This window comes from Pseudomonas sp. HD57-3, assembly GCF_056113135.1.
The window spans coordinates 4,272,267-4,291,962 of record NZ_CM148568.1 but is presented as its reverse complement, the minus strand read 5'-3'; the positions used below and the strand labels follow the sequence as shown (position 1 = coordinate 4,291,962).

Sequence of the window (19,696 nt, the reverse complement as noted above, 5' to 3'; positions counted from 1 at the left end):
AGAACCGCACAGTCATTTCCATGGCCTGGATCAATATTCGTCGGCGCAATATCCCCTACCGTGAAATTTCCAGGCCCTTGCCGCTGGATCGACTACATTGCTTGCGCGCACTTTGCTGCGCGAGCGGAACCAACCTGCCGGCCCGATAGAGAGCGATAAACCCCACGAGCCGGCGAGGTGTAGTGCAGCAAGGAGCTGTTTCAACCTCACCTGAACCTTTTCACGGATGATCATCGCAATGCACTGCCTAGAAAGAACCTTCGATATCCAGCCTTTGGCGCAGGCGGATATGACTGTCCACATCAACGGCCAGCCGGTCACCGCCGCCATCGGCGAAACCGTGCTCAGCGTCATTCAGTCCCTCGGCGTGCGCCAGGTCGCGCGCAACGATCACAACCAGGTCAGCGGTGCCTATTGCGGCATGGGCGTGTGCCAGTGCTGCCTGGTGAAAATCAACGGCCGGCACAAGCGCCGCGCCTGCCAGACCGTGGTGCGCGAGGGCATGCTGATCGAAACCCAGGTCAATCGTATTCACGGGCAGGAGGTGGTATGAGCCTGCATCCGGTGATCGTCGGCGGTGGCCCGGCGGGAATGGCCGCGGCCATCGAACTGGCCCTGCACGGGGTGCGCTGCACCTTGCTCGAAGAGGCCTCGCGTTTGGGTGGCGTGGTCTATCGCGGGCCGCTGCGTGACGGTGTGCAGCTGGATTATCTGGGGCCGCGCTATTCCGAGGCGTTGGGCAAACTGCACGGTGATTTTCAGGAGCAATCCGGGCTGATCGACGTGCGCCTCAACCACCGCGTGGTCGGCGCCGAAGGCACGCGCTCGCTGGTGGTGCTGGACGGTGACGAGCGTCTGCACGAAATCGAATACCCGCAGCTGCTGCTGGCCGCCGGTTGCCACGAACGCAGCGTACCGTTTCCCGGCTGGACGTTGCCCGGCGTGATCATGCTTGGCGGCCTGCAATTGCAGATCAAAAGCGGCGTGGTCAAACCGCAGGGCCCGGTGGTGATCGCCGGTACCGGGCCGCTGTTGCCGCTGGTGGCGACCCAGTTGCATGCGTCGGGCGTGAGCGTGGCCGGCGTCTACGAGGCCTGCGCATTCGGCAAGATCGCCAAGGAAAGTCTGGCACTGCTGAACAAGCCGCAGCTGTTCCTCGATGGCTTGAGCATGCTCGCCTATCTGAAACTGCACGGCATCCCGATGAACTACGGCTGGGGCGTAGTCGAAGCGCACGGCGAAGGCGAACTGAAAAGCGTCAGCGTGGCGCCGTACTCGGCAACGTGGGAGCCGGACATGAGCCGCGTCGAACGCTTCGAAGCAAAGACCCTCGCGGTCGGTTACGGCTTCATTCCGCGCACGCAACTGAGTCAGCAGATGGGCCTGGATCACGGCTTCAGCGACGACGGTTACCTGCGCGCCAACGCCAACATCTGGCAGCAAAGCAGCGAGCCCCACGTGCATCTGGCCGGTGACATGGGCGGGATTCGTGGCGGTGAAGCGGCGATGCTGGCCGGCAAGATCGCCGCCACTTCGATCCTGCTGCAACGCGGTGTGCTCGAGGAGGAGCTGGCGCGAGTCCGTCGCGACCGTTATCTGGGCAAACTGAAAGCCATCGTACGTTTCCGCGCAGCGGTCGATCGCTACACCGAACGTGGCGTCGGGCAAACCGCATTGCCGGCGGCCGATACGGTGATCTGCCGCTGCGAACACGCGACCCGCGCCGACATCGATCGCGCGCTGGAGCAGGGCGTGCAAGACATCGCCAGCCTGAAAATGCGCACTCGCGTAAGCATGGGCGACTGTCAGGGGCGGATGTGCGTCGGCTATTGCAGCGACCGTTTGCGACAGGCTACCGGGCGCAAGGACGTCGGCTGGCTGCGGCCTCGTTTCCCGATCGATCCGATTCCTTTTTCCGCGTTCCAATCCCTCGGCACGGAGGCCGTTCCCCATGAGTAAGTTCTATGACGTGGTCATCGCCGGCGGCGGTGTGATCGGCGCGTCCATCGCCTATCAACTGTCCAAGCGCAAAGGGCTCAAGGTCGCGTTGATCGACGCCAAGCGCCCGGGCAACGCGACCCGCGCCTCGGCCGGTGGTCTATGGGCGATTGGCGAGTCGGTGGGCCTCGGTTGCGGGGTGATTTTCTTCCGCATGATGTCGGCCAATCGCAAGCGCGAAACCCAGGGCGCGGCGGTGGCGGTGGACTCCAGCACGCCGCACATCCTGCCGCCGTCGTTCTTCGATTTTGCCTTGCAGTCCAACGCGCTGTACCCGGCGTTGCACCGCGAACTGCGCGACAACCACGGGATGGATTTCAAGTTCGAAAAGACCGGGCTCAAATTCGTCATTTATGACGATGAAGACCGGTTGTACGCCGAGCACATCGTCGGCTGTATCCCGCATCTGGCCGATCAGGTGCGCTGGCTGGATCGGGCTGCATTGCGCGAGTCCGAGCCGAGCGTCAGCCATGAAGCGCGCGGCGCGCTGGAGTTTCTCTGCGACCATCAGGTCAGCCCGTTCCGCCTGGCCGACGCCTACACCGAAGGCGCCCGGCAGAATGGCGTGGACATGTACGTCAACACCAACATCACCGGAGTGCTGCATCACGGCACGCGGGTGACTGGCGTGCAAACGGCCGAAGCCGGGGTGTTTCACTGCAAGACCCTGATCAACGCCGCTGGCGCCTGGGCAGCGGACTTGAGCGAGTGGGCCACGGGCATCCGCATTCCGGTGAAACCGGTGAAAGGCCAGATCCTGCTGACCGAACGTTTGCCGAAAATCCTCAACGGTTGCCTGACCACCAGCGATTGCTACATGGCACAGAAGGACAACGGCGAGATCCTGATCGGCAGCACCACCGAGGACAAGGGCTTCGACGTCACCACCACCTGGCCGGAAATCGCCGGGCTGGTGCAGGGCGCGGTGCGTTGTCTGCCGGAACTGGAGGACATCAACCTCAAGCGCACCTGGGCCGGGCTGCGGCCGGGCTCGCCGGATGAGCTGCCGATTCTCGGGCCGATGGCCGGGGTGGAGGGGTATCTCAACGCCTGCGGGCATTTCCGCACCGGCGTGCTGACGTCGGCGATTACCGGAGTGTTGCTGGACAAACTGGTCAACGATGAACCGTTGCCGCTGGACATCACGCCGTTTCTGGCGGACCGGTTTGAAGTGGCGCCCGTGCAGGAAGAGCGGGCGCTGGAGATGGCCTGACTTGTGATCGTTCCCACGCTCCGCGTGGGAATGCCTCAAGGGACGCTCCGCGTTCCAGCTCTGGAAGGGACGCGGAGCGTCCCGGGCTGCATTCCCACGCAGAGCGTGGGAACGATCAGGGTCAGGCGGTCGGGCGCGCGCAGTGTGCGGGAACTCAGGACTTGCCCGATTGCTCTTCCAGTTGATCCGACTCGAACAACCGGGCCAGTTCCGCCCGGGCTTCCTGAGCGGTCTGCAGCACTTTGGCCGCGTCGTCGTACACCGCGTGTTGAGCCTCGAGCACCTGTTCGTCATGGTGCTTGAAGCGCTTGATCCGCGCATCGGCCTGGGCCTGGGTCAGACCGAGGCCAACCAGCGTGCGGCGGCTCATTTCCAGACTTGAGTAATAGGTCTCCCGGATCGGATCAGCCCCCACATCCACCAACCGATGAACATGCTGCCGGTTACGCGCCCGGGCGATGATCTTCATGTGCGGGTAGAGCTTGCGCACGATCTCGGCGGTCTTGATGTTGGTCTCCGGATCGTCCGTGGCAATCACGAAGTACTCTGCTTCACCGACCTTGGCTGCGCTGAGGATTTCCGGGCGCATCGGGTCACCGTAGAACACCGGCACGCCACCAAAACTGCGCGACAGTTCGATGGTTTCCACCGAGGTGTCCAGCGCCACGAACTTGATGTTCTGCGCCCGCAGGATCCGCGCCACGATCTGGCCCATCCGGCCCATGCCGGCGATCACCACCCGTGGAGTTTCGGTTTCGATTTGGCGGAATTTCTCCGGCACTTCCACTGGCTGCACCTTCGGGCTGACCAACCGTGCGCAGATCAACAGCAACAACGGGGTCACGGCCATCGACAGGGTGATGGTCAGCACCAGCAAGTCATACAGACGCGGCTCGAACAGGCCCTGATCGCGACCGATCTTGAACACCACGAAAGCAAATTCACCGCCCGCCGCCAGCACGATGCCGAGGCGAATTGCGCTGACCTTGTTCAATCCACCGGCCAGACGCCCGACCACAAACAGCAACGGCAACTTCAGGGCGATCAACAACAGCGTCAGCCCCAGCACCGTGATCGGCGCGCTGAGCAGCAGGCTGAGGTTGGCGCCCATGCCGACGCTGATGAAAAATAACCCCAGCAGCAAACCCTTGAACGGCTCGATCTGCGCTTCCAGCTCATGGCGATATTCCGAATCCGCCAGCAGCAGGCCGGCGAGAAATGCGCCCAGCGCCATTGAAACGCCGACCATATCCATCAGCCACGCGGTGCCGATTACCACCAGCAAAGCAGTGGCGGTGGAGACTTCCGGCAGACCGGTTTTCGCCACTACGCGGAACACCGGACGCAACAGATAACGCCCGCCGATCACCACCACGGCGATACTGCCGAGCACCTGCAAACTGTGACGAATATCGTCGGCCGTGCTGGTGTGGTGATCGACGCCCGCGAGCATCGGCACCAGCGCGATCAACGGGATCGCCGCGATGTCCTGGAACAGCAGAATGGCAAACGCCAAGCGACCATGGGGGCTGGTCAGTTCCTTGCGTTCTGCCAGGCTTTGCAGGCCGAACGCGGTGGATGACAGCGCCAGGCCAAGCCCAAGCACGATCGCGCTGTTCAGCGGCTGGCCGAACACCGACAACGCCAGCACGCCAATCACCGAACCGGTCAGCAGCACCTGCGCCAGACCCACGCCGAACACCGATTTGCGCATCACCCACAAGCGTCGCGGCGACAGTTCAAGGCCGATGATGAACAGCAACAACACCACGCCCAGTTCCGAAATGTGGCTGACACTTTGCGGATTGCCGATCAGGCCCAGCACCGACGGGCCGATGATGACCCCGGCAAACAGATAACCGAGCACCGCGCCCAGTTGCAGGCGCTTGGCCAGGGGAACGGTAAGCACGGCGGCCAGAAGAAAGACGACGGCGGCTTGCAACAGATTGCCTTCATGGGGCATGAGCGGAACTCCAGTAACGCGGTACGGCGGGGGGCGACAAGGATAAAGGCTGAAATGATTGCAGATCTACCGCACAGCCTGCTTGAGCAGATGTGCTTCTGTAAGAATTTGCATCAATTGGTTACATTTATAGCCTCAGCGAATCAATTCCTCCCGAGTCCTCCATGGCCATCAACTTCGACCTCAACGACCTGCAAGCCTTTCGCGCCGTGGTCGAGCAGGGCAGTTTCCGCAAGGCCGCCGACACCGTGCGCCTGTCGCAACCGGCCCTGAGCCGGCGCATCGAAAAGCTCGAAGACGCCCTCGGCGTGAAGCTGTTCGAACGCACCACGCGCAAGGTCAGCTTGACTCAGGCCGGACGCGGTTTCATGCCCAGCGTCGAGCGTTTGCTGGACGATCTGGACGTGGCGTTGCTCGGCATCAGTGAAGTCGCCTCGAATCGGCAGGGCCACGTAACCGTCGCTTGCGTACCGTCGGCGGCGTATTACTTCATGCCGAGCGTAGTCGCCCGTTATCACCAGCAGTTCCCGCGAATCAAAGTCAAAGTCCTCGATTCCAGCGCCCACGACGTGCTGAGCGCGGTGGTCAATGGCGAGGCTGATTTCGGTCTGAGTTTCATGGGCACACAGGAGGCGGGCGTGGATTTCGAGCCGCTGGTGCAGGAGAGTTACGTGGTCGCGTGTCGCCGCGATCATCCGCTGGCCGGGCGCAGCAGCGTGACCTGGGACGAGTTCTACCGGCAGGATTACATCTCGCTCGACAAGACCTCGGGCAACCGGTTTCTGCTGGATCAGGCCCTGGCCAAAGTGGTGCCGCAGCGCCCGAGCATCTGCGAGACGCGGCATGTGACGACAATGATCGGCTTGGTGGAAGCGGGGTTGGGCGTGGCGGCGGTGCCATTGATGGCGATGCCGGCGGCGGATCATCCGATTCTGACGCGGGTGCCGCTGACCGATCCGCAAGTGATGCGCAGCGTCGGCATCATCAAACGCCGGGGTCGTACGCTGACCCCGGCGGCACTGGAGCTGGAGCGGCTGGTGGTGGAAATGAAAGTCCAGCCGCCGACGGTCAGCGCTTGACCGAGTCCAGCCCGGTGGCCTGCACGTCAGCCTGGGCAGCGGGGGCGGCGAGATAAGCGAGCAGCGCCTTGGCTTCCTGCGGGTGCTGCGCACCCACCGGAATCCCTGCTGCAAACCGGGTCACCGACTGCACCGATTCCGGAATTTTCGCCACAAAACTCACCCCCGGCACCGGCAGCAATTCGCTGACCTGCTGGAAGCCCAGTTGATAGTCGCCAGTGGCAACCACCGAGCCCACCGGGATTTTCGGGATCATCTTCGCCTTGGGTTTCAGCTGATCTTCAATGCCGAGTTTCTTGAACAACTGCTGCTCGATGTACACGCCGCTGGCGCTGTCGGAGTAGGCAACCGATTGGGCGTCGAGCAGGGTTTTCTTCAGGGCATCGACGTTGCTGACGTCCGGTTTCGGCGCGCCTTCGCGCACCACCAGGCCGATCCGCGAATCCGCCAGCTCAACTCGCGAAGCCGGGTCGACCTTGCCTTGTTTGATCAAGTCGTCGAGGGCATAGCCGACCATGATCACCACGTCGGCCTTTTCACCACGGGCGAGGCGATTGGGGATTGCCTCCGGCGCCTTGCCCATCGACGGGCCGAGTTGGGTGTCCAGCGTGTTGCCGGTGGCGGCGGCGAATTTCGGCCCGAGGATCTTGTAGGCGGCGGTGAAGCCGCCGGAGGTCATGACCCGCAGTTCTTCGGCCTGGGCCGCAACGTTGAACGCAAGACCGGCGAGCAGGGCGGTAACGGTAAACAGTTTTTTCATGGTGATGTTCTCAGGCAGTAACAGGTTGCAGACGACCGCCGGCCCGGCGATACAGATAAAGCGTCGCGCACAATGCGCAGAGCGCGCCGATGCTCATCCAGTAACCCGGTGCGGCTTTGTCGCCGGTGTACTGGATCAGGAAGGTCGACATCGCTGGAGTGAATCCGCCGAACACGGCAGTGGCGAGGCTGTAAGCCAGGGAGAAACCGGCCACCCGCACTTCCACCGGCATGATTTCGGTCAGCGCCGGAATCATTGCGCCGTTGTACAGGCCGTAGATAAACGACAGCCACAACAGCGACAGCAGCATGTGGCTGAAGCTCGGCGCCTGCACCAGATACGACAGCGCCGGATAAGTGGTGGCCAGCGCCAGCAGCGCCATGGCGATCAACACCGGACGGCGGCCGACGCGATCGGACAATGCACCGCCAATCGGCAGCCAGAAGAAGTTGGAAACGCCCACCAGCAACGTCACCAGCAACGCATCCGAGGTGCTCAGGTGCAGCACGGTTTTGCCGAAGGTCGGTGCGTACACGGTGATCAGGTAAAACGCGGTGGTGGTCAGGGCAACCATCAACATCCCGCCCAGCACCACACCCCAGTTCTGGCCGAGGGTGCGGAACACTTCCTTCATGCTCGGACGGTGTTTGCGGGCAGCAAACTCTTCGGTTTCCGCGAGATTGCGCCGCAGAAAGAAGATGAACGGCACGATCATGCAACCGACGAAAAACGGAATACGCCAGCCCCAATCGGCGACCGCTTCCGGCGCCATCCATTGGTTCAAGCCGTAACCGAGCGCGGCGGCGACTACGATGGCCACCTGCTGACTGGCCGACTGCCAGGCGGTGAAAAAGCCTTTGCGACCGGGTGTGGCGATCTCCGAGAGATACACCGAAACCCCGCCCAATTCGGCACCGGCGGAGAAGCCTTGCAGCAGCCGCCCGATCAACACCAACGCCGGGGCGAACAGGCCAATGGTTTCGTATCCGGGCACCAGCACAATCAAGATCGTGCCGCTGGCCATGATCGACAGGGTGACGATCAAACCTTTGCGACGACCGACGTCATCGATGTAAGCGCCGAGCACGATAGCCCCCAGCGGACGCATCAAAAATCCTGCGCCGAACACCGCAAAAGTCATCATCAGGGACGCGAACTCACTGCTCGCCGGAAAGAACACCGCCGCGATCTGCGTGGCGTAGAAACCGAACAGAAAGAAGTCGAACTGTTCGAGGAAGTTACCCGAGGTCACCCGGAAAATGGCGCCGGCCCGCGAGCCGCCGTGTGGGATTGAGGCTGTCATAGAAAAGTACTCCACCGCTTTTATGACGTGCGCGACGGGGAGGCGGCGCACGGTTCTTATTGGGGCGGATAGTGGCGCGCAGGGATCGATTTGTTAATTGCATTGTTGGCATGGATTGATGTGTCAAGCGGATCAATGGCGTGCTATGGCAGCTCCTTGGTCGGCGCTGCCCGCACGGTTCTGGCTACCATCGAGTCTTGCGCTGGTGCGGCGATGCTCACAAAAATCCCGTCCCAGTCAGGGTCTATCCTGCGAATGCGTTCACGCAGATCCGGATGACCCGAGAGTAGATGAGAGCTTGTAGCGCCAGGGCCGAAAAACAGGTGACTGAACTCGGCGGCGCGGGCGGCCTTGAGGGTCGAGCCCATTTTGTACCCGCCGATTTTCTTCAGTGCTCCGACGATACTGTCGGGGTTGCGGGTGTATTGCACGGCGGTCGCATCGGCCAGGAATTCGCGTTGCCGGTTGACTGCAGCCTTGATCAGGTTGCCGAAGAACGTCCCGGAGAATCCGACAATGCACAGCGCAGTGCCAAACATGCTGACCAGAATGGTCGGCTGCTTACGATTGGCAGATGAGTGTGGTGTGTCCTCAAGACCGCGCAAGAGATGGTTTCCCGCCAACCCGATCACCATGATCCCGTGAACGATCGCGACCAGTTGAGTGTTCAGGCGCATGTCGCCGTTATAGATATGGCTGAATTCGTGGGCGATCACGCCTTGCAGTTCATCGCGTGACAACAGGCTTATCGCACCTTGAGTGACGCCGATCACTGCATCCTGAGGGGTGAAACCGGCGGCAAATGCATTGATGCCCTGATCCGGCAACAGGTACACGCAAGGAACGGCGGTGCCAGAGGCCAAGGCCATTTCCTCCACCACGTTGACCAGGCGGCGCTCTTCCAGAGTCCGCGCGTCATGGTTGATCAGACGACCACCCAAACGGCGCGCGACCACTTTTCCGCCCCCTGTCAGTTCGACGTATTTGACCAGCCCGCCGAGCAACACAACAGCCGTTACCAGCGCTGCAATGATCGCGAAAAACTGCCAGTTTTCCGCCAGATCCTCGAGCGTTTTGCCGTACGAGATCGGCAGAATCAGGAGCATGAAGGACACGAGAATCAAGCCGAGTACGGCGAGAAACATCAAGATCACGAGCTGCACCGAGCGACGTTTGGCCCGGCACTGTTGTTCAAAGAAATTCATCTGACCATCCGTGGACGTGGAGGCTGAATCAATCCGCGGTTGCCGCCATCTGATCTGGCACCGGTTTGCCCGCTGCGGCAGCCGTCGTAAAACTCCCATCCCACTGCGGATCGATCCGACGAATCCGCACGCTCAGATCAGGGTGGGTCGCAAACATCCGGCTCAGCCAACCTGATCCGCCCGTGCTGAAAAACAGATGACTGAACTCGGCGGCACGTGGGGAGTTGATGATGGAGCCTTGTTTATGGGCGCCGATTTTTTTCAGGGCGCCGACAATGCTTTGCGGATTGCGCGTGTATTGCACCGCGCTCGCATCGGCGAGGAATTCACGCTGGCGACTGACAGCCGCCTTGATCAAATTCCCATAGAGATTTCCGATAAATCCGGCCACGCACAGTGCGAAACCGAGCGCAAAAACCACCAGCATCAACCGCGCGTCGCGTTTGTCGCGCTTGAGCAGGCTGGCCAGTATGTAAGTGCCAGCCAGCCCCAACACCAACAGGCCGTGCACCACTGCCACCAATTGCGTGTTGAGGCGCATGTCACCGTTGAAGATGTGGCTGAATTCGTGGGCGATCACCCCTTGCAGTTCTTCCCGGGTCAGCAGCGTCACTGCGCCCCGGGTCACACCAATGGCCGCGTCCTCCGGTGTAAATCCGGCCGCGAAGGCGTTGATGCTTTCGTCGGGCAACAGATACACCGCCGGCAGGCAGGTGCCGGAGGCAATCGCCATTTCTTCGACGACGTTCATCAACCGCTGCTCGTCCAGGGTTCGCACATTGCCATTGAGCAGGCGGCCACCCAGTTTCTCCGCGACGACTTTGCCGCCCGCGCGCAGTTGCCGGTATTTCAGCAGACCGCCAATCACCACGATGCTGCTGATGAACGATGCGATAACGGCCATTGCCAGAAACGCGTCCGCCAGCGTGCCAGTGCCGCTCAGGTAATCCTCAAAACCATTGAAGACGAAGGGCAGGCTGGTCATCCCGATCAGCATGACAATCGCCAGAATCATCATGCACACCAGCCGTTGCGTCTGGTTTCGGGCCTGGGTTTGTCGTTCGAAAAAGTTCATCGAGCCATCCATGGAGAGAAGAAGTCAGAAAGAAACGTTGGGCGCGGTCTTGATGGCCAGCGTATCGGCAAACTTCAACGGAACCGCATCCTCGCGATGGCCAAAACTGGCCGCCAGCAGCACCGCTGGAAAGCTCTGCTTGAGCGTGTTGTAGGCCATCACCGCGTCGTTGAACGCCTGCCGCGCGAAGCTCACCTTGTTTTCGGTGCTGCTCAGCTCTTCGCTCAGTTGTTGCATGTTCTGCGAGGCCTTGAGTTCCGGATAAGCCTCCAGCGTCAGGTTCAATCGACCCACCGCGCTGCTGAGTGCGCTGTCCGCCAGCCCCAATTGCGCGATGTTCTGGGCGCTGCCCGGTTTCGCCTGTGCAGCTTCGAGTCCGGCCACGGCGGCATTGCGCGCGGCGATCACCGCTTCAAGGGTTTCGCGCTCATGGGCCAGATAACCCTTGGCGATGCTGACCAGATTGGGGATCAGGTCATAGCGGCGTTTGAGCTGCACTTCGACCTGGGCAAATGCGTTCTTGATCTCGTTGCGCCGGGCAACAAGTTTGTTGAAGAGACTGACAGCGTAGAGCCCCAGAAGCGCCAGCAACACCAGATTGACGATGAGATAGATTTTCACGGTGATGTCCTTGTTCACTCTGTGGGGGGGCGCGCGATCTTATCGCAAATGGATGCCGTTGACTGTATTCGCCCGGTGGCGGGCGAGCCCGGATCGCGTTTCGGGGCACGGCTACAATCTCCGGTTCAGCATCATCAAAAAACAAGGAATGATTCCAGAGCCCCGCAGTCGGAGTTCAGGTATCACACATTTCAGGAGGTTCACCGATGAACAACAAGACCCTAATTGCCAGCCTGGCCCTCGTCGCCGGCATCGCCGGGATCAGCCCACTCGTTCAAGCGGCGCAAACCTCGACCTCTACCGTCGAACATTCCCCCGTCGACGGACGCGAACTCCAAGTCAACGACCGCGCTCCGGACATTTATCAGCGCAGCGAAAAAGCCCTGACCAACTGGAAACAGAAAGGCCTCAAGCAACCGGAACCGCAGGCGCAATGGGTGCAGATCAATGACAAGTACGTGATGGTGATGATTACCAACGGGACGATTGTGGCGATTCAGCCGGTGGAGAAATAGCGTCGGGCTCAATCAGCCCGACCATGACTCAGCGTCTGCCCGCCACCCAACCGATACTGATTGTTCCCGCTGCGCTTGGCCTCATACATCGCCAGATCCGCAATGTGCAGCAACCGATCCATGGTCGGTGCGTGGTCGGGGAACACGGCGACGCCGAGGCTGGTACCGATGTGGCGTTGTTCGTTGCCGATGGGGATCGGCGGGGACAGTTCGATGAAGATTTTCTGGCAGATGCTGCGCGCTTCGTCCTGCAGGTTCAGGCCGGGGGCGAGGCCTTGCAGGATGACTACGAATTCGTCGCCGCCGATACGTGCGACGGTGTCGCTGACCCGCAGGATGCGTTTCAGGCGCGTAGCGGTGGTGATCAGAACGCGGTCGCCGGCGGCGTGACCGTAGCGGTCGTTGATCGATTTGAAACCGTTGAGATCGATAAACACCAATGCCACACGCGTTTCAGTCGCGCGCGCATGTTCCAGTGCTTCCGATAGCCGTAGTTCCAGCACCAGCCGATTGGGTAGGCCAGTCAACGGGTCGAAATGAGCGAGGTGCTGGAGGTAGCTGGCCGAGGCCTTTTCTTCGGTGATGTCGCGCACCACGCCCATCATCTTGATCACCGCGTCGTGATCGTTGCGCACCACATTGCCGGTTTCCCGCAGCCAGCGGATCGTGCCATCGGGCCAGACCACGCGGTATTCCTCATCATGGTTTTCACCGGTCTCCAGGCAACGCAATTCCCCGGCGCGCACCCGGGCGCGGTCGTCGGGGTGTACGCAGGAGCAGAACAGTGCGTAGGAGGGTGTCACTTCGCCGATCTTGAACCCGAACATGCCGAAGATCGCGTCCGACCAGTAGAGCCGATCGGTGTCGACCTCCCAGTCCCAGGTGCCGATCCGGGCGAAATACTGGCTGCGCTTGAAACGGTCGGCATCGCCATCCTGACGGATGTTCTGGCCCTCGGCAGCGCGGGTGAGCAGTTCGCGATACTCGGCGAGTTGCTGACGAAGCTCGCGCACTCGGCGGATCAGAACGGCGATCACGACCATCAGCACAACGACAATGGCGAAGCTGATCCAGAGTTGAGTCATTCAAGCGTCGCTGTCATGGCGTATCGATCCGGGAGTGATGGCGTGTCGCTATCTTAATTCACGGCCAACGCCGGAAACAGCGGCAACCTTGGGTCAAACGGTTGCCAATGGCCGGCATTTCTGGGAAAACGGCGGCCAGCGGAACAATAGAGCGAATGTTATGAATGATGAACTGCAGATAATCGATCTTCAGCCCGGTGACGGAAAAGCCGCCGTCAAAGGCGCGTTGATCACCACCCAATACACCGGTTGGCTGGAAGACGGCACCGAATTCGATTCGTCCTGGAGCCGGGGCAAGCCGTTTCAGTGTGTGATCGGCACGGGCCGTGTGATCAAGGGTTGGGATCAGGGGATCATGGGCATGCAGGTGGGCGGCAAGCGCAAGCTGCTGGTGCCGGCGCATCTGGGTTACGGCGAACGGACGATGGGCAAGATTCCGCCGAATTCGAATCTCGTGTTCGAGATTGAGTTGCTGGAGGTTTTGACGCGGGAGGATTGAAGCTCGTGGGGGAGTACGTTGTGATGAGGGGCGTTCCTGATCACAACGTCCTGCATGCAAGGGCCCGATGAATCAGGTAAATGCCTCAATGTCGTCAAGCGTGTCTGCGATCACGCCTTCCAGCGAGGGGAATCTTGTCTTTGCTTCTTCCAGGGCCGCGAAGGCAATGTCTTTGTCCAGTTTGCCGTGCCTTTGAGCAATGTGGCCCAAAGCGGTAATGGCAGATGCGACAACCGACTCATTGCTGCTGGCGAAATACTTCAGGCAGGTTTGCTGAGCCCAGATTCTGTCTGATTCGTTCAAGCCAATAGAAATCAATCCAGCGACAACATTCCTTTCCACGCCGCTTTTAAGAATCCTCACTGCTTCATCGTGGTTCACTGTTGGTTCTTGATAGAAAAGACTCAACTATTCCCGAACCCCGATAAAAAGATCTAGTTCAGTTGGTAGGTGTTCATTAAGGACTGACGCAATTTGCCGGACCTGACAGTCATTCAATAACCATTCTCCGGCCTCGCTTTCTTCCAGGCTTTCCCAACCCAGCAACGCTAAAACCGCAGCTTCTGCCTCAGGCTTCACCGTCAGTTCAAACTTCAAAGAGTCGTCCTCTTCATCACCTTTCAAAAAGCCACTTATCCATAAAAACATTAAAAGCCTCCTGTATTACTTCGGGGTAGATCTCTCGGGATCTGCGGGATCTATTTGTTCACCGGTTTCGTGGTTGAATTCACCAAGGTGTTTGCCTTGTTTGTTGTAAAGCTCAATAGCGCCAGTCTTGCTATCCCATTCATATATTCGCCCCTTCCGGTCCTTCCAGCGGCTTCGCTTGCCTCCTCCACCCTGAACGCTGCTTTTTGATTTGACTGGTTGGGTATCCGGGAATGCGGGCAGTGTGCGTGGGGGCCTGTGGTATTTGATATCACCGCCCAGTGCTGGCCTGGAGAGCACAACATACAGAGGCTGCACCCCGGAGTCAGCCGGAAACACAAGGATGAAATCCTCGTACTCTGGCGGATAGATCGGGTTGACGATGATTTTGTCTGCTTGCTCAGTCGGCGGATAAATCCAGATTGCCGGTGTTTGCGGGGCACCTTCCAGCGGTGGGATACCCGAGGTGCTGGATGAATCGACGGCAGGCGTCCAGGTCAACGTGACGCCATTGCCAAAGTCAGCCACTTGGCGAGAGCCTTGGGCGGTGAACTGCACAACCGGAACCATTTCCCAGTCAGGGCGCTTTTGAGTGTTGTACCCGTACCCTTTGAGACTGCCATCGGGCTGTTGCTCTACCTGTAGTCGAATACGTGTTCGGCCTTCCTTCAGCGATCTGAGTTGTTCTTCGGTATAGAGTGAACTGTCACCAAGATTGGATGGCCACAAAAGTGCAACCATGCCCGCCAAAGCACCTGCGGCAACACCGCCCGTGATTGCGCCCACACTGGATATGGCGCTTGTGCTGGTGCCAATAGAAGCCGAGCCTCCCAAGAGAAGCGTGCCTATAGCAGACGGTAACTTGGCACCACCTATTCTTTTGAGGGTGATATTTCCCGCCGCGTCTAATTCGCGGCCACCGAGCAAGGTGAATGCTCCAAAGTCAGCCAGTCGTTCGACCGGGATAAACCCTGCGGGGCTTTCATGGTTGATGACGCCGTCGGGGAGGTTGCAGCTCTTGGTAAATACACACCCTAGGGCGCTGTGTTGATTCGGTTGTTGAGACTGCCGAAGAAAGCGATCTTCGTAGGCTTGTTGCCTGGCCTGCATCTCGTCGTACTTTTTTTGTCTGGCGTTCTGCTCTGCCAGTTCGGTAGCAGTCATGTAGCGGGTAGTGATGTGGTGCCCGTCGCCTGAGGGGGGATTTTGTATTCGGGGAATATCTGATTTTCGAGCCATGAGCGTCCTTGTTCCAACTTTTAAAGCGTTGGGAACGCTATCTGAATGAGCATTTGAAAGATGTAGGACGGTTCTGAAGCTCAAGCGGTTGTTACAAAATGACGCTCTCGGCAAGATCCGTGGAGCGATTTCTTATGAGTTGTAAACACAAAACCCGCTGCCTCCCTCAACGGAGGCTGCGGGTTTTTTCTTGCCTTGTGCCCCAGTTGTTACGCAGCCATCGCCATCTCATCCAGCGTCGCGGCAACCGTGCCGGTCAGGCTTGGAAATCTGCGTTTTACGCTGGTGAGTGCCGGCAGCAGGCGATTGCGGTCCAGTTCACCATTGTCACGCGCGAGTTGGGTGAGGGCGGTGAGTGCGGCGCTGACGATGGATTTCCGTTCGCTCTCGAGCAGTAGCAGACAGGCTTTTTGGGCCCATTGGCTGTCTTTCTCGTTGAGGCCGATGGAGATCAGGGCGGCGACGATGTGTGCATCGGATTTGCTTTCCATAAGTGTTCCTCAGGTCGTGGCATCGAGAGTGTCCAGCGCCCGGTTTACCGCAAGTTCGCCACACATCACCACTTGGGCGATGCCCAGCACGGTGCTGCGGTAGGGCGGGTCCAGCAGTGCGGCGAAGTCGCTGAGCATCACGCTGGCCGAAGTCATCGATTCGCAGGCGTGGGCCAGCAGGGCATGTTGATCCAGGTCGGGGGCGACGAGGAACATGCGGCCGGGGCAGTGTTGTTTCGGGGCGGTGGGTTTCAGGTAATGGTCGAGGGCGCGCTCGGCGGCTTCGTGGAGTTTTTTTGAATCGGTGGAGGAGTAGGGCGAAGTCGGGTCGGACTCGTTGGGTACGTCAGTTTCGGGTGGATCGGGAACGTATTTGAACATTTGCCTAGAACCTTTAATTGAGGCTTACACCGTCATTGCGACTAAACAATTAGGTGGCAGCTATGCGCAGGTTAGTCGACCGGTGGTTCTAAGCATTCCCGGCGCGCCCGAAGACGCCCTGCGCACAGCTACCATTGAGCACAGGCAAATGAACACCTGACTAAATGGACTGCATGCAACTTAAAACCGTCCGAGCGACTAAACCCGTTCACTGACCATTCAGTGATGCGAATCAAGTTACGGGCAGGCTCCAAACTGCACAAGCCGGCGGATTCTGGCGTAGTTGTAGGCAAAGGCGCAAGGCGATGTAGCCTCTCGGATGGGGGCAAAATGATGCTTCATTTGTCAGGCGTTATGGCTCACATAAGAGGTCGCCGCCGGCCTGTGAAGCGTGCTTGCTTGTGAACATCCTCTTTGTGATACCGAATATTTAATAAGCCACTTCGAGCTTGATTTATATCGGTTTAGATATAGCCTGCGTGGCACGTTCAAATGCCAGGAACAGGTGAAACCATGAAGGATCATCAAAACCCACCCCAGCGTTTCTCAAGCATCTGGGATGCGCTGGAAGACACGCCGCAGGAAGCAGCCAACATGCGTCTGCGGGCCAAGCTGATGCGCACGCTTTGCGAAACGATTCGTGCGTGGGAGCTTCCCCAGAAAGAGGCGGCCAAGCGTCTCGGCATCACTCAGCCGCGTCTCAACGACGTACTCAACGGCAAAATCGACAAGTTCTCGCTGGATGCGCTGGTCAACCTGTCGGCCGCTGCAAAGCTGGAAGTAGACCTCTGTTTCCAGTTGCCTGGGTCCCTGGAATGGGCCACCTGATGATTGATTGCTGCAGTGCTTAAGTCTGCATCTCGCTGAACATCGGAATTCTCCCATTCAACGAAGGCCGGTAGTGCCATGCGAATCGTCTCGGATCAATGTCGCGGGCGACGATTTCGGTGAGCGTGGCGCTGGCGATCGTCATTGCCAGCATCTGACCGGGACATTGATGCCGACCGCTGCCGAACGTGAAGCTGCGGCGTTTCGGGCGATCCGGCATAAAGCGATCCGGGTTTTCATTTAGAGCCGGGTCGCGATTAGCCGAGGCGAGCAACACCAGAATCACGTTGCCTGCTTCCAGCCGCACGCCGTCGATTTCACAGCTGTTCGCCACAAATCGACGGGTGTTCTGTACCGATGGATCGAAGCGCTGGACTTCAGCCAGCAACGAATCCACTGGCGCCGTGCGTAACTCAGGCTGACGCTGCAACGCCACCAGCGCATTGCCAATCAACCCGGCGGTGGCCTCGAACGTCTGCGAACAGAGGCCAATCAGGTTGGCAAGCAGCACGTCCTCATCGCCGACAAAACGCTGGCGGATGTCGGCGAGAAACAGATTCGGATCCGCCAGCAATTCGATGAAGTATCCGCGCAATTGCTCAGCCGCCCGATGGGCCGCCGCCAGTTGCAGGTCATTGCTCAGCGGCGACAGGCACGCCGCGAAATCCGCCGTCAGTTCACTGATTACGCGGGCCTGCGCCGGGGTGAATCCGAGCAGCGATGCAACCACGCACACCGGGCCGCGAAACATGGCTTTATAGAGGCCGTCGGCATCATTGGTGATCAACCGCGCGGACACCAGAGCGCTGACTTGCTCCCGATCAAACAGCCCCAACGACGGCTCGATGGCCGAACGCGGGCAGCGCTGAGCTTCGCCGTCATTCATACGCATCAAAAGGCCAAACACCTTGCCCGCCATGCCATCGGCGATGGCTTTGGGCACAGGCTCCTGAACCGGACGCACCCGGCAATCCGGATGCGCCAGCACCGCGCAAACCGCCCGGGCGCTGCTGGCCACCCACAGTTTCAATCCGTGATGAAAGGTCAGCCCGCCCGTCGCGCGCAGTTCGGCGTAGTAGGGATAGGGATCGGCGTGAGTCGCAGCGATGATCGGGTCCATGGATCGCAACCTTGTCGGTGGGGAAAGTGTTGCTACTATCTCCAGTCCTTGAGGGCGATGATTCGTCCGGGAGCGAAATATGCACGCAGAACATCAAGACATCGGCGTCTCGCAAGTGGCCGCCGCCATCGCGGAGCCGGCACGGACCAAAATGCTGTGCTCGCTGATGGACGGCCACGCCCGCACCGCCACAGAGCTTGCAACCCTCGCCGACGTCAGCGCCTCGACCGCCAGCGCGCACCTGGCCAAGCTCAAGGATTTAGCGCTGGTGCGCCTGCATGTGCAGGGCCGCCACCGTTATTACAGCCTCGCCGACAAACGCGTGGCTCAGGCGCTCGAAGCGTTGATGGTGATCGGCCAGAACCCCGCGCCGACCTTCAAGCCGCACACGCCGGATCGCCTGCAATTCGCCCGCACCTGCTACGACCATATGGCCGGGACGCTCGCGGTGTTGCTGCATGACCGCCTGCTGGAGAGCGGTTGGCTGGTGGAAACCGACGAGCAGGTTTATCGCCTCAGTGACAGCGGCGAGGCGTTTTTTGAAGGGCTGGGCATTGAGGTCAAGGATCTGTCGACGATGCGCCGCCGCTTTGCCTGCCCGTGTCTGGACTGGAGCATGCGTCGTCCGCACTTGGGCGGTTCGCTCGGGGCCGCTTTTTTACAGACCGCGTTGAAGCGCAAATGGGTAACGCAGGATCTGGACAGTCGGGCGCTGACGTTGACGGTGCAAGGGCGCCGAGAATTGTCATCGCGCTGGGGGCTGGTTTTGCCCGAGTCCGGACGGGATTCGTCAGGTCGCCAGCTGACGGATTCCGCGCCCGGAGCGCTGCATGCGCGTTAGCTCAGGGTGTATCCGCTATCGACCACCCAATCCTGACCGATGACGCCGCGTGCGCCATTGCCCAGCTGGAAAAGAATGACGTCGGCCACTGCCGCAGGTTCGAGAAACTGCCCGCTCAAAAGACGTTTGTTGACGCCTTGGGCGACGTCCCCGAGCGCTTCGTCACTCAGGCCCAATGTCGACCAGATCGGCGTTGCGGTCGGGCCGGGGGAGACGCAATTGATGCGCACGCCATGGGGTGCCAGCTCGACCGCAAGGGTTCGGGCATGGGCGATCAATGCCGCTTTTGATGCGATGTAGGCGGCCAGTCCCGCGAAACTGATTTGGGCCAGAAAAGTACCGATGAACACCACCGAAGCGCTGTCTGCAAGGTGCGGGCGCAGGACGGCCAAGGTGTTCAGGGCACCGGCGCCGTTCACCGCCCATTGGCGATCGAACGCCGAACTGTCGAGCCCGTCGGCCAGTTCCGCAATGCCGGCGTTGGGCACCACGAAACTTACCGGGCCGAGGTGCGCAGCTTGATCGGCCAAAGCGGCAAGGTCGGAGGGTTGAGTGACATCGCCGGGTTGCCAGACCAGTTGCTGCGGATACCGCTCAAACAGTTCGGCCAGTGCGCCGAGTTTTCGCGACATGGCCAATACGCGCGCGCCTTGATCCAGCAGGCGTTCGGTAGCAGCCAGGCCTATGCCCGAACTGGCACCGGTGATGACGGCAAGCTTGCCCTGAAAAACATGATCCATGTTCGACTCCCGTTTTTGGACTTCAGCCAGATGGCTACGGGGAGTCAGTCAATTTTCGGGCCATGCCGGACAGCCTTTGATATCAAGGGCTA

At 60.0% G+C, this 19,696-nt stretch carries 22 protein-coding genes; 8 read left to right on the top strand and 14 right to left on the bottom strand.

Going from position 1 to position 19,696, the window contains the following annotated elements:
• Window positions 1-238: 238 nt before the first annotated feature.
• From hcnA to hcnC, 3 genes are read left to right on the top strand one after another with little or no spacing between them, the layout of a single operon-like run.
• Window positions 239-553 carry a (2Fe-2S)-binding protein gene (gene hcnA / locus AC0R79_RS19280; protein ID WP_207983171.1) on the top strand — a complete coding sequence of 105 codons (315 nt, stop codon included), beginning with the start codon at window positions 239-241 and terminating at the stop codon, window positions 551-553.
• A complete protein-coding gene (gene hcnB, locus AC0R79_RS19275) occupies window positions 550-1,959 on the top strand; it encodes a cyanide-forming glycine dehydrogenase subunit HcnB (protein ID WP_474731302.1) in 1,410 nt (469 codons plus the stop codon). Before hcnA ends, hcnB begins: the two co-directional genes overlap by 4 nt.
• Entirely contained in the window at window positions 1,952-3,211 is a 1,260-nt protein-coding gene (gene hcnC, locus AC0R79_RS19270) for a cyanide-forming glycine dehydrogenase subunit HcnC (protein WP_474731300.1), read from the top strand. Before hcnB ends, hcnC begins: the two co-directional genes overlap by 8 nt.
• 154 nt (window positions 3,212-3,365) lie before the next feature.
• Here hcnC and AC0R79_RS19265 read toward each other — a convergent pair whose 3' ends face one another.
• Window positions 3,366-5,174 (bottom strand): monovalent cation:proton antiporter-2 (CPA2) family protein, encoded by a 1,809-nt coding sequence (locus AC0R79_RS19265; protein WP_127798609.1) that lies wholly within the window; start codon window positions 5,172-5,174, stop codon window positions 3,366-3,368.
• A gap of 164 nt (window positions 5,175-5,338) precedes the next feature.
• Here AC0R79_RS19265 and AC0R79_RS19260 point away from each other — a divergent pair, with 164 nt between their 5' ends.
• On the top strand, window positions 5,339-6,253 hold the full coding sequence (locus AC0R79_RS19260; RefSeq protein ID WP_007952946.1) for a LysR family transcriptional regulator: 915 nt from the start codon (window positions 5,339-5,341) through the stop codon (window positions 6,251-6,253).
• On the opposite strand, the gene AC0R79_RS19255 is transcribed toward AC0R79_RS19260, so the two are convergent.
• The 5 genes from AC0R79_RS19255 to AC0R79_RS19235 all read right to left on the bottom strand — a co-directional run bounded on the left by AC0R79_RS19255 (window position 6,243) and on the right by AC0R79_RS19235 (window position 11,217).
• Complete coding sequence (locus AC0R79_RS19255; RefSeq protein ID WP_221533738.1) at window positions 6,243-7,013, bottom strand: substrate-binding domain-containing protein; 771 nt, start codon at window positions 7,011-7,013, stop codon at window positions 6,243-6,245. The two genes, AC0R79_RS19260 and AC0R79_RS19255, sit on opposite strands and share 11 nt — an antisense overlap.
• A 10-nt stretch (window positions 7,014-7,023) precedes the next feature.
• On the bottom strand, window positions 7,024-8,316 hold the full coding sequence (tcuC, locus tag AC0R79_RS19250; protein ID WP_085746043.1) for an MFS transporter: 1,293 nt from the start codon (window positions 8,314-8,316) through the stop codon (window positions 7,024-7,026).
• A gap of 143 nt (window positions 8,317-8,459) precedes the next feature.
• The gene (locus AC0R79_RS19245) at window positions 8,460-9,521 is read right to left on the bottom strand and encodes a M48 family metallopeptidase (protein WP_474731296.1); all 1,062 of its coding nucleotides are present in this window, start codon (window positions 9,519-9,521) and stop codon (window positions 8,460-8,462) included.
• Window positions 9,522-9,549: 28 nt separating this feature from the next.
• A complete protein-coding gene (locus tag AC0R79_RS19240; RefSeq protein WP_474731294.1) occupies window positions 9,550-10,596 on the bottom strand; it encodes a M48 family metallopeptidase in 1,047 nt (348 codons plus the stop codon).
• Between the two features lie 24 nt (window positions 10,597-10,620).
• Window positions 10,621-11,217 carry a LemA family protein gene (locus tag AC0R79_RS19235; protein WP_039767265.1) on the bottom strand — a complete coding sequence of 199 codons (597 nt, stop codon included), beginning with the start codon at window positions 11,215-11,217 and terminating at the stop codon, window positions 10,621-10,623.
• A 206-nt stretch (window positions 11,218-11,423) separates the two neighbouring features.
• Between AC0R79_RS19235 and AC0R79_RS19230 the strand changes: the two genes are divergently transcribed.
• A complete protein-coding gene (locus AC0R79_RS19230; RefSeq protein WP_007952935.1) occupies window positions 11,424-11,732 on the top strand; it encodes an RcnB family protein in 309 nt (102 codons plus the stop codon).
• An 8-nt stretch (window positions 11,733-11,740) separates the two neighbouring features.
• Here AC0R79_RS19230 and AC0R79_RS19225 read toward each other — a convergent pair whose 3' ends face one another.
• A complete protein-coding gene (locus tag AC0R79_RS19225) occupies window positions 11,741-12,817 on the bottom strand; it encodes a diguanylate cyclase domain-containing protein (protein ID WP_474731291.1) in 1,077 nt (358 codons plus the stop codon).
• Window positions 12,818-12,977: 160 nt separating this feature from the next.
• On the opposite strand from AC0R79_RS19225, the gene AC0R79_RS19220 reads away from it, so the two are divergent.
• A complete protein-coding gene (locus tag AC0R79_RS19220) occupies window positions 12,978-13,316 on the top strand; it encodes an FKBP-type peptidyl-prolyl cis-trans isomerase (protein WP_007952931.1) in 339 nt (112 codons plus the stop codon).
• A gap of 72 nt (window positions 13,317-13,388) precedes the next feature.
• Here the strand turns inward: AC0R79_RS19220 and AC0R79_RS19215 are convergent, their stop codons facing one another.
• The 5 genes from AC0R79_RS19215 to AC0R79_RS19195 form a co-directional block, all read right to left on the bottom strand.
• The gene (locus AC0R79_RS19215) at window positions 13,389-13,697 is read right to left on the bottom strand and encodes a hypothetical protein (RefSeq protein WP_474731289.1); all 309 of its coding nucleotides are present in this window, start codon (window positions 13,695-13,697) and stop codon (window positions 13,389-13,391) included.
• Between the two features lie 27 nt (window positions 13,698-13,724).
• Window positions 13,725-13,964 (bottom strand): pyocin S6 family toxin immunity protein, encoded by a 240-nt coding sequence (locus AC0R79_RS19210; RefSeq protein WP_474731287.1) that lies wholly within the window; start codon window positions 13,962-13,964, stop codon window positions 13,725-13,727.
• Window positions 13,965-13,979: 15 nt separating this feature from the next.
• Window positions 13,980-15,203, bottom strand: coding sequence for a colicin E3/pyocin S6 family cytotoxin (locus tag AC0R79_RS19205; RefSeq protein ID WP_474731285.1), 1,224 nt, complete (start codon window positions 15,201-15,203; stop codon window positions 13,980-13,982).
• Window positions 15,204-15,412: 209 nt separating this feature from the next.
• Window positions 15,413-15,694, bottom strand: a complete 282-nt coding sequence (locus AC0R79_RS19200) for a hypothetical protein (RefSeq protein ID WP_474731283.1) — start codon at window positions 15,692-15,694, stop codon at window positions 15,413-15,415.
• A gap of 9 nt (window positions 15,695-15,703) precedes the next feature.
• Window positions 15,704-16,075, bottom strand: a complete 372-nt coding sequence (locus AC0R79_RS19195) for a DUF6124 family protein (protein WP_474731281.1) — start codon at window positions 16,073-16,075, stop codon at window positions 15,704-15,706.
• Window positions 16,076-16,588: 513 nt separating this feature from the next.
• On the opposite strand from AC0R79_RS19195, the gene AC0R79_RS19190 reads away from it, so the two are divergent.
• Window positions 16,589-16,903, top strand: coding sequence for a helix-turn-helix domain-containing protein (locus AC0R79_RS19190; protein ID WP_273900919.1), 315 nt, complete (start codon window positions 16,589-16,591; stop codon window positions 16,901-16,903).
• Window positions 16,904-16,922: 19 nt separating this feature from the next.
• On the opposite strand, the gene AC0R79_RS19185 is transcribed toward AC0R79_RS19190, so the two are convergent.
• Window positions 16,923-18,023: a cytochrome P450 gene (locus AC0R79_RS19185; protein ID WP_474731278.1), complete on the bottom strand. Its 1,101-nt coding sequence runs from the start codon at window positions 18,021-18,023 to the stop codon at window positions 16,923-16,925.
• 79 nt (window positions 18,024-18,102) lie between these two features.
• Here AC0R79_RS19185 and AC0R79_RS19180 point away from each other — a divergent pair, with 79 nt between their 5' ends.
• Window positions 18,103-18,864: an ArsR/SmtB family transcription factor gene (locus AC0R79_RS19180; protein ID WP_474731276.1), complete on the top strand. Its 762-nt coding sequence runs from the start codon at window positions 18,103-18,105 to the stop codon at window positions 18,862-18,864.
• On the opposite strand, the gene AC0R79_RS19175 is transcribed toward AC0R79_RS19180, so the two are convergent.
• Window positions 18,861-19,604, bottom strand: coding sequence for an SDR family NAD(P)-dependent oxidoreductase (locus AC0R79_RS19175; RefSeq protein WP_375747400.1), 744 nt, complete (start codon window positions 19,602-19,604; stop codon window positions 18,861-18,863). The two genes, AC0R79_RS19180 and AC0R79_RS19175, sit on opposite strands and share 4 nt — an antisense overlap.
• Between the last annotated feature and the right edge of the window lie 92 nt (window positions 19,605-19,696).